The sequence below is a fragment of the Pseudomarimonas arenosa genome (assembly GCF_014841215.1).
Taxonomy (GTDB): Bacteria; Pseudomonadota; Gammaproteobacteria; order Xanthomonadales; family Xanthomonadaceae; genus Pseudomarimonas; species Pseudomarimonas arenosa.
Map to the genome: position 1 here is coordinate 91396 of NZ_JACYTR010000014.1, position 7644 is coordinate 99039.

General features: G+C 60.9%; 6 protein-coding genes. 4 read left to right on the forward strand and 2 right to left on the reverse strand.

Annotated elements, in window-relative coordinates:
• Positions 1–6: 6 nt before the first annotated feature.
• The 4 genes from pnp to IFO71_RS09250 all read left to right on the forward strand — a co-directional run bounded on the left by pnp (position 7) and on the right by IFO71_RS09250 (position 6067).
• On the forward strand, positions 7–2106 hold the full coding sequence (gene pnp / locus IFO71_RS09235) for a polyribonucleotide nucleotidyltransferase (RefSeq protein WP_192029347.1): 2100 nt from the start codon (positions 7–9) through the stop codon (positions 2104–2106).
• Positions 2107–2274: 168 nt separating this feature from the next.
• On the forward strand, positions 2275–3315 hold the full coding sequence (locus IFO71_RS09240; RefSeq protein WP_192029348.1) for a poly(R)-hydroxyalkanoic acid synthase subunit PhaE: 1041 nt from the start codon (positions 2275–2277) through the stop codon (positions 3313–3315).
• 3 nt (positions 3316–3318) lie between these two features.
• Positions 3319–4389, forward strand: a complete 1071-nt coding sequence (phaC, locus tag IFO71_RS09245) for a class III poly(R)-hydroxyalkanoic acid synthase subunit PhaC (RefSeq protein ID WP_192029349.1) — start codon at positions 3319–3321, stop codon at positions 4387–4389.
• Positions 4390–4420: 31 nt separating this feature from the next.
• Complete coding sequence (locus IFO71_RS09250) at positions 4421–6067, forward strand: MASE1 domain-containing protein (RefSeq protein WP_192029350.1); 1647 nt, start codon at positions 4421–4423, stop codon at positions 6065–6067.
• A 30-nt stretch (positions 6068–6097) separates the two neighbouring features.
• Here IFO71_RS09250 and phbB read toward each other — a convergent pair whose 3' ends face one another.
• Both phbB and phaR read right to left on the reverse strand, forming a co-directional pair.
• On the reverse strand, positions 6098–6838 hold the full coding sequence (gene phbB / locus IFO71_RS09255) for an acetoacetyl-CoA reductase (protein ID WP_192029351.1): 741 nt from the start codon (positions 6836–6838) through the stop codon (positions 6098–6100).
• A 64-nt stretch (positions 6839–6902) separates the two neighbouring features.
• Complete coding sequence (phaR, locus tag IFO71_RS09260) at positions 6903–7409, reverse strand: polyhydroxyalkanoate synthesis repressor PhaR (RefSeq protein WP_192029353.1); 507 nt, start codon at positions 7407–7409, stop codon at positions 6903–6905.
• Positions 7410–7644: the final 235 nt, after the last annotated feature.

Below are 7644 nucleotides of genomic sequence, written 5' to 3' on the forward strand. Positions count from 1 at the left end.
CCTGACGTGGCGAAAGTAACCAAGACGTTCCAGTTCGGAAATATCCCGGTCACTCTGGAAACGGGCGAAATCGCCCGCCAGGCCAGTGGTGCCGTCATCGTTAACATGGCGGACACCGTGGTGCTGGTGACGGCGGTGGGCAACAAGACCATGCGAGAAGGCCTGGACTTCTTCCCGCTCACCGTCGACTACCAAGAAAAGTTCTATGCCGGCGGCCGCATCCCCGGCGGTTTCTTCAAGCGCGAAGGTCGTCCGACCGAGCGTGAAACCCTTACCTCGCGTCTGATCGATCGTCCAATCCGGCCGCTGTTCCCGGAAGAGTTCCGTCACGAAGTGCAGGTGATTGCCACCGTCATTTCCTTGAATCCGGAAGTGCCGGCTGATATCCCGGCCATGATCGGCGCCTCGGCTGCCCTGAAGCTGTCGGGTATCCCGTTCGCCGGTCCGATCGCTGCCGCTCGCGTTGGCTACATCAACAACGAATACGTGCTGAATCCGACCGTGCCGCAGATCGCCGAATCTGCGCTGGATCTGGTGGTGGCCGGTACCGCCAAGGCGGTGTTGATGGTGGAGTCCGAAGCTAAGCTGTTGTCGGAAGATGTGATGCTGGGTGCGGTGGTGTTTGGTCACCAGCAGATGCAGGTCGCGATCAACGCCATCAATGAATTCGCCGCCGAAGCCGGTGTGACCCCGTGGAATTGGGCACCGCCAGCCAAGAATGCTGCCCTGATCGATGCTCTGAAGGGTGCGGTCGGCGACAAGCTGGCTGCCGCGTTCCAGATTCGTGACAAGCTGGAGCGTCGCGACGCCATTTCGGCGCTGAAGAAGGCTACGCTGGAGTCGCTGGCTGCCCAGGCTGAAGCCAATGGCTGGGCCAATGGTGAGATCAGCAAGGAGTTTGGCGAACTGGAATACCAGACCATGCGTCGCTCGGTGCTGGAAACCAAGAAGCGCATCGACGGCCGCGATCTGAGCACGGTGCGACCAATCAATGTGCGCGTCGGCGTGTTGCCACGAACCCACGGCTCGGCCCTGTTCACCCGTGGCGAGACGCAGGCCCTGGTGGTGATGACCCTGGGCACCGCCCGCGACGGTCAGATCATCGATTCGGTCGAAGGCGAAAGCAAGGATAACTTCCTGTTCCACTACAACTTCCCGCCATACTCGGTCGGCGAGGCTGGTCGTATGGCCGGTCCGAAGCGTCGCGAAATCGGTCACGGCCGCTTGGCCAAACGCGGTGTGCAAGCCGTGATGCCGAGCATGGAGGATTTCCCCTACACCGTGCGTTGCGTGTCGGAGATCACCGAGTCGAACGGCTCCTCCTCGATGGCCTCGGTCTGCGGCTCCTCGCTGGCCATGATGGACGCCGGCATTCCGCTGAAGGCGCCGGTGGCCGGTATCGCCATGGGCCTGGTCAAGGAAGGCGAGCAGTTCGTGGTGCTGTCCGACATCCTGGGTGACGAAGATCACCTGGGTGACATGGATTTCAAGGTGGCCGGCAGCTCGGAAGGCATTTCCGCCCTGCAGATGGACATCAAGATCGAGGGCATCACCGAGGAGATCATGAAGATCGCCTTGAGTCAGGCCCGCGAAGGCCGCTTGCACATTCTTGGTGAAATGGCCAAGGGTCTGGCCGCGCCGCGTGCCGAGCTTTCGGATTACGCGCCGCGTCTGCTGACCATGCGTATCCATCCGGACAAGATCCGCGAAGTGATCGGCAAGGGCGGCTCGGTGATCCAGGCGATCACCAAGGAAACCGGCACCACCATCGACATCCAGGACGATGGCACCATCGTCATCGCCTCGGTGAATCGTGTTGCCGCCGATGCGGCCAAGAAGCGCATCGAGATGATCGTTTCCGACGTCGAACCGGGTCGCATCTACGAGGGCAAGGTGTCCAAGCTGATGGACTTCGGCGCCTTCGTTACCATCCTGCCGGGCAAGGACGGCCTGGTCCACGTGTCGCAGATCTCCAACGAGCGCGTCGAGAAAGTGTCCGACAAGCTGAAGGAAGGCGATATTGTCAAGGTGAAGGTGCTGGAAGTCGACAAGCAGGGCCGCATTCGCCTGTCGATGAAGGCGGTCGCCGAGGGCGAGTCGAACTGATCGACGTCCGCGTACGATGAGTTCAGACAGGCGAGCTTCGGCTCGCCTGTTTCGTTTTGGGGCGGGCTAAGTGGCTCGCAGCTGATTCCGTACCGGCGCGAAGGGCGCCGGAGGTCATATCCATGCGGTATTGTTGAGGCCTGAGCGGACCAACTTCAGGGAAACACGATGAGCAACGGATTTGGCGAAGCGATGGATCCATTCGCCCTTGGCAAGCAAATGTGGGATGGCTGGAACTCGCTGGCCAAGGAGTTCAAGTTCGAGCCGGGGGCGGCCTGGGGCGGTATGCCCAGCGGGGTTGGCATACCAGACACTGCCAAGCATGCGCTGGAGGCGATGGGCGATCAGGCCCAGCAGCTGTTTGGCTTCTTGCAGCAGGCGGGCGAGCGATTGAAATCGCAGGGGCCGATGTCTGGCGAGGAGTTGAGCTCGCTGTGGCAACAAAGCTTGCGCGGTGACAATCCGGCTCTGGACGCCTTGCGCGCTGCGCTGGGCGAGGGCTCGCGGAGTTTTGAAAGTCTGGCAAAAGATGCCAGCGGATTTGTCGAGCCGCTGATGGCGCAACTGAATGCGCAATTGCGCTCGCCGACTTTTGGGCTCAGCCGCGAAAAGCAGGCGCGTTTGCAGCATTTGGCCGAACTCAACCTGCGTCACGCCAAAGCCAATCAAGCCTACAACGCCTTGCTGGCTCAGGCTGCTCAGCGCGGCTTCGAATACTTCGAGAACAAGCTGGCCGAGCGCAGCGAGCCGGGTCGTCAGGTGGAGTCCCTGCGTGCGCTGTACGACCTCTGGGTGGATGCGGCCGAAGATGCCTACGCCGAGATCGCCATGTCGCCCGAGTTTCGCTCGGCGTACGGCGAGATGGTGAATTCGCAGGCGGTGCTGCGCGCCGCAGTGCAGCGCGAAGTTGAAGAACAGGCGGCGGCGATGGGTTTGCCGACGCGCGGCGAACTGAACGGTACGCATCAGAAGATCAAGTCCCTTAACGCAGAACTCCGTCAACTGAAGCAGCGGTTGGCGGCGTTGGAGGGCGGTGCCGAGTCGCAGAAACGGCCCAAGGCTGCGAAGACGGCAGAGACGTCGAAGGCTGGCCCGGTGAAGCGTGCAGCACAAACAGGCAGCACGGCCAAACCGGCCAAGTCCACCAAGTCCGATTCGGACGCCAAATCCTCGGCAGGCGGCAAGCCGAAAAAGAAGAAGCGGAGCTAATCCATGTTCGGACCACTTAATTTGACGCCCGATCGCCTGACCGAGGAAGGCATGCGCTTTCAGCAGAAGCTGGGAGCGGCGGCGCAAACCCTGCAATCCTTGGGGGCTGCCGAAGTGGGTTGCACGCCGAAGTCAGCCGTCTACCAGAATGGCAAAGCGGTGCTGTACCGATTTGAAGGGGACAAAGCGCCCACGCGCAAGACGCCGCTGCTGATTTGCTATGCCTTGGTCAATCGTCCCTACATGGTCGATCTACAGGAAGATCGCTCCATCGTGCGTAGCCTGCTGGCGGCCGGTCACGACGTGTACTTGATCGACTGGGGTTATCCGGATCGATCTGACTGCCTGATGGACCTCGACGACTATATCAACGGTGTGCTCGACGGCTGCGTCGATGCGCTGCGTGAGCAGTGTGAGATCGACAAGGTGAATCTGCTGGGCGTCTGTCAGGGCGGCGCGTTTTCGCTCTGCTACGCAAGCCTTCATGGGGATAAAGTGGCCAACCTTGTTGTTATGGTCACGCCGGTCGATTTTCATACGCCGGATAACATGTTGTCCCACTGGTGTCGAGAGCTGGATGTTGACGCCTTCGTCGATTCGCTGGGCAATGTGCCAGGCGATTTGATGAATTACTGCTACCTCACGCTCAAGCCGTATCGACTCAACGGTCAGAAATACCTCGGTCTGGTCGACTTGCTCGACAATCCACGCGATCTGGAGAATTTTCTCAGAATGGAGAAATGGATCTTCGACTCGCCCGACCAGGCCGGTGAAGCGTTTCGGCAGTTCATCAAGACCTTTTACCAGGGCAACGGCTTCGTCCAGGGGGATGCCGAAATCGGTGGTCAGACCATCGACCTTGGCAAGCTGACCATGCCGGTTCTGAATATCTTTGCTGAGCAGGATCATCTGGTGCCACCGGCGGCGTCCAAGGCACTGGCGCGATTGGTGGGGAGCAAGGATTACACCGAGCTGAGTTTCAAGGGCGGGCATATTGGCATCTACGTTTCCGGTCGTGCCCAACGTGAAGTTCCACCGGCTATCGACAATTGGCTGAGTCGCCGAAGTCGCTGATCTCGATCGCTCAACCAATCCCGCGCATGGAATGAATCGGGCTGCAGAAAACTCAGCATTGGGCGCAGTCTGGTTTGATCGAGCCCTGTTCGATCGGCCACTGCTGCAGCGCTTGCTGTGGGCCTATCCGCTGCTGTGGGCGGCCGGCTTCCTGGTCTCCGATGCGTTCTGGTTCTTGCCGGCCGGTGTCCGGCTGACCGCCTTGTTGGTGCTGGCGCCGCGGCGGTGGCACTGGCTGGCCTTGGCTGAGTTTCTGACCATCCTGCTGCTGGAGCTGACCTGGATTCAGCCTCTGCCGCAGGCCGGGGCGCATCTGCTCAGTGTGCTGGGGCCTTGGTCCGCGTACGCGGCGGTGATCGGTCTGTGGCTGCGCAACGGGCACTGGGAGTCGGGTGAGTCACCTCAGGCACTGGGCGGTCTGATCGCCGTCTGCGCTGTTGCCGCCACCCTGGTGTCCTTGCTGCTGGCAGTTGCCAGCAGTTTGGCCGGCGTGTTGAGTTTCGATCAGCTCCCGATGCAGTTGTTCAGCTATCTGGTCGGGGACTTTGTCGGCATCCTGGTCATCACCCCGCTGCTGGTGCAAATAGGCGACGATCGCGCGGCCTGGCGATCGCCCCTGGTCTGGCGTGATCTGGGCGTCAGCGTGCTGCCGCTGAGCATGCTCCTGCTGGGGGCCACGCAATGGCTGCCGCAGATCTACATCTATTGCTCCTTGTTGCTGATGGTGCCGGCGGGATGGATTTCCTATCGGGCCGGCTGGCGCGGTGCGGCCATGGCGATCAGCTGCGTTGGCGCCGTGCTGTACCTCAGCGGCCGACAGCTGGGCGCTGAGTTTGAGGCTACCTACGTACAGTTGCTGCTGGCTGTGGCCGGCGCCATGAGCTTGCTGAGTGGCGCCTGGATCGCCTATGAAAGCCGCCTGAGATCAGAAATGCTGACAGTCAATCAAGATCTGGCAGGGGCGAACAAGACCTTGCTCGAACAATCCGATCAGCTCACCAGTCTGGGCCGGCGCCTGTTGCGAGCGCAGGAATCGGAGCGACGCCGGATCCGATCTGATCTGCGCGATGAGCTGAGTCAGCATCTGTCCGCGCTGAACAGTCAGCTCGCCATGCTGGCTCGCGAAGTCGGGCGGCCCGAGCTGCTAGCACGAATCGATGTGCTAAGAACCTATGTGCAGTCTGTGCGTGATGCCGCCGACGAATGCATCGATCGTCTGCAGCCGAGGGCGATGATGAGCCTGGATCTGGATCAGGCCCTGCGTGCCACACTGCCGCTGACTGCCATGCAGGACAGCGGAATTGATCACCGGATTCAGGTATCCGGCTCGGAGCAAAGTCTCAGTCATGGCGATCGCATTGCCATATTCCGCGTTCTGCAGCTGCTGTCGACGTTCACGTTGCGCCTGCCTGGCGCTACCAATTTCAATCTGCAGATCGACCTCGGGCAGGCCGACACGCGCAGCCACCCCCGGAATGCCTATCTGCGCGGGGCGATTTCTTTGCGTCAGCGAGTCGAGGCCGCCAGTCTGACAGGCGCACAGGAATGGCAATCGCTGCAGGATCGGATGATCGCTGTTGGCGGCTATTGCCGGCTTGAACCTGTCAATGACGCCCTGCTTAACTTTTCGATTGGTTTGCCGTTGAGTGGCGAGGACGCGATCGACGCGATTGACTAGTAGGCGGCTGAGAGTGGTTTCCGCAGCCTGCTAGAAGCTGATGAAATGACCGCCGTTGACCGGGATATTGCTGCCGGTAATGAAATCGGCATCGTCGGCGCTGAGAAAGGCCACCGTGCGGGCGATGTCTTCCGGGCGACCAATCCGGCCGACGGGTATGCCGGCGATGATCTGCTCGCGGATATCCGGCCGAATCGCCCGAGTCATGGCGGTGTCGATATAGCCCGGTGAAATGCTGTTGACCGTGACGCCCTTGGCCGCACCCTCGCGGGCCAGGGCCATGGTGAAACCGTGCACGCCAGCCTTGGCCGCAGCGTAATTGGTCTGGCCGAACTGGCCGGTCTGGCCATTGACCGAGCTGATGTTGATGATGCGTCCGAAGCCGCGCGACATCATGCCGTCGATTACTTGCTGACAGGTGTGAAACAAGGCGTCCAGATCCACCGCCATCACGGCGCGCCAGTCCTCTGGTCGCATCTTGCGCAGGCTGGCGTCGCGGGTGATGCCCGCTGCATTAACCAGGATTTCCACTGGACCGAAACTGGCCTCGATGTCGGCAAACACCCGCTTGCAGTCGTCCAGATCGCTGACATCAAGCGATCGAAACTCGGCTTTGGCCTGGCCCAGCGATTGGCGAAAATCATCGAGGGCCTGATCACTCTGCGGCAAGTCCACCGCGACGACCGTTCGCTCCTGCTTGTGCAAGGCCTGGCAGATCGCCCGACCCAAACCGCCGACACCGCCAGTCACAACTGCAACGCGTTTCTCCATTGTCTCCTCGTGCACGGTAGTACGCCGCCGCAGGCACTGCGGCAGGGGATGCTGCGGATTCAGCTCAGCGCCGCGGTGGCGGCTTGGTAGTCGTTCCCGAGGGCTTGTCGGTGTTGGCGCCCGGAGTGTTGCGCAGGTTGTTCAACATGCCGCTCTGCACCTGCTTCCACATTTCGAGGTTGCGCTCGGTGAGCTGGTTGAGCATGGTCCACGGCGTCTGCCCCAACAGATTGCTAAGTTGGCTGCGGAACTGGCTTTGCTGATCGAGAAACAGCTGCATGCTGCGCTCCAGATAGCTGCCCATGAAACCCTGCAACGAATCGCCATAGAAGCGAATGATCTGACTCAGCAGCTGGGTCGAGAGCATCGGCTGGCCACGTTCTTCGTGCTCGGAAATGATCTGCAACAGCACCGACCGAGTCAGATCTTCGCCGCTGCGAGCATCGCGAACTTCGAACTCTTGCCCCTCGGTAATCAACTGCCGTACGTCTTCAAGGGTGATGTAGCTGGAGATTTCGGTGTCGTAGAGACGGCGATTCGGATACTTCTTGATGACTCGAGTGGCGGTCATGGAGCGTCGGCTGGCCTCGTGGTTGCAGCGCAGCATGGCGCAGCGTGGCGCCTGATGCAACTCGCCGCGGAATGGCTTGGACAAGCAGGCGTGAAGGCGAGCACGAATACGCTAACCCGGATATTTCATGAGGGGGCGCGGATGATCACCGAGGACTTTGCGTCGAGTGCAAGGCGCGACGAGCCCAAGTGGTGGGCCCACTTGGGCGAGATCGGGACGCAGTCCCGCGTAGCTG